The organism is bacterium (assembly GCA_021108215.1).
GTDB lineage: Bacteria > Oederibacteriota > JAAXVQ01 > JAAXVQ01 > JAUVAV01 > JAIORK01.
In genome coordinates, this window is the sequence record JAIORK010000004.1 from 31,242 (window position 1) to 33,136 (window position 1,895).

Consider the following 1,895-nt stretch of genomic DNA (forward strand, 5'->3'; position numbering starts at 1 on the left):
AAAACTATGAACGACCCTGGGCAAACCCCAGGGTATCCATGCCCCGCGTGTCCTTTGTTTATTCCTGCCGCAAGCAACAGAATTTTAAAATTAAAAACATGAAAAACATATATGAAGGTACGGTGAGTTAAATAATTTTTTTGTATATCGTGACCCCTCGAAGTGATTCCGGAAAAGCGGCTCAGACACCCGCCTGGTTGATGTCTTTCTCCATGGCACGCAAAAAACCGTCCTTGGCCAACCCCATGGAAACAATCTCATCAGCTCGCTGTTGCGAATCCGCATTGGAATAAATCCGCAGTTGCGGAGCATTGCCGGAAGGCCGAATATGCGCAACATCATGATTGGAAAAAACAATACGGATACCGTCAACCATATTCATCCGGATCACTTCGCCAAATCCCCGGTCAGATGTAAAATAGTTGCTTTCAACAATTTTCTTGATAATTCTTTCATCTTTTGATTTCTCCGTAAGTTCCCAAAAAGCATCCAGGTCCTGCTGCGAAACAGCCTCCGCATAACTTTCGCTGCGCTCAATATGCCCGTCATAATACAACAGGCTTTGCTTACTCTCATCATAATTAATCTGCATGATTGAATCATCCGATTTAAAACCGGATATCAAACGCCGGCTGGTCGCGACAGGAAAATCATCAATCAAACCGGCCTGAGTAAAACGCTGCGGCAACCCACCAAAAAGTTTGCTCATACTCCCTTCGTTGATGCCTGCAAGCAATGCGCATAAAGTAGGAAACACCGCATCGCGGGTGGGCAATGCTTTGAGCGTCTTACCTCCCACAAAAACATCGGTGGCCAACATGAACCCGCCGTTCACTTCCCAACCCACCACCGGTGTTTTCCCTTCATCCATGCCCTTTTGCATGGCTGCAATCACATAAGGAGATCCAATCCGGGTCTGTACCCGCTCAATATCGGTCTCTTCCAAAAAAACATCAATGGCGTCATTGGCACTGATGGGTACCGCAGCAAAACGAGCCCCGATATACCTCGCCACCACAGCTCCCAAAACATCCCCGCGATGAAAAACTCCGGTTTCATCAACAACAAAAGGCCGGTCACTGTCGCCATCCGTAGACACAATGGCAAATGGCTGGTATTTTTCCGCCAGTGCTTTAAAACCGGCCTTTGTCGCTTCCGTAATATTTTCCGTATCCTTCGGAACAAAGGTATCTGTTCGGCCTTCGCGAATCACTTCAGCGCCCAAGTACTCCAAGATATCGCAAAGCATGTCCCGGCCCACTGCGGAATGCTGGTCAACCACAATCCGCTTGCCCTGCAAAATATCGACCGGCCATCCTTCCGTATAACGATCACGGTATTTCTTCTCTGCGTCACGATTCACTTCCGGCAGCTTGCGTTCAATACCCTCTAAAAAATTTCCATCACGGTCGAATAAAGCACTTAGGTCCATCACGCGAACCTTGGCCACTTTATCCAAAATACCCGGTTCATCCGCTTTAAGGATCTCACCGCTGGGTTTGTTAAATTTGATGCCGTTGCGATCATCCGGAATATGGCTTCCGGTAATCATAATACTGGCCTGGTTTTTCTCCATAGCAAAAATCATCACAGCCGGCGAAGGCAATTTTCCGCAATTTTCCGGGATGCAGCCGCTGTCCGTGACAGCTTTTCCCACCGCCTGCATAATGCGGTCCGTCGAAAAACGCAGATCCCCGGCTAGCGAAACCTTGCCGGCGAGATCAATCTGTTTACTCTGAATAAGATAATGCAGATAGCCAAGGGTATTGATATAGCATTCCTGGTCCGTCATCTCCGTTACCAGACCTCTAAGACCGCTTGTACCAAACATCAACATGCGCAGGTTCCTCCACTTGCAATCATCACACTGTATCCTGGATTATTGAATATCATTT

General features: G+C 47.7%; 1 protein-coding gene. It reads right to left on the reverse strand.

Annotation, left to right across the window (positions count from 1 at the left end):
- Positions 1-181: 181 nt before the first annotated feature.
- Positions 182-1,837, reverse strand: coding sequence for a phosphomannomutase (locus tag K8S19_00885; protein MCD4812240.1), 1,656 nt, complete (start codon positions 1,835-1,837; stop codon positions 182-184).
- Positions 1,838-1,895 lie beyond the last annotated feature (58 nt).

Bases quoted from the DNA above. Each gene is read 5' to 3' on its own strand.
- K8S19_00885 (MCD4812240.1), bottom strand. From the start codon at position 1,837: ATGTTGATGTTTGGTACAAGCGGTCTTAGAGGTCTGGTAACGGAGATG.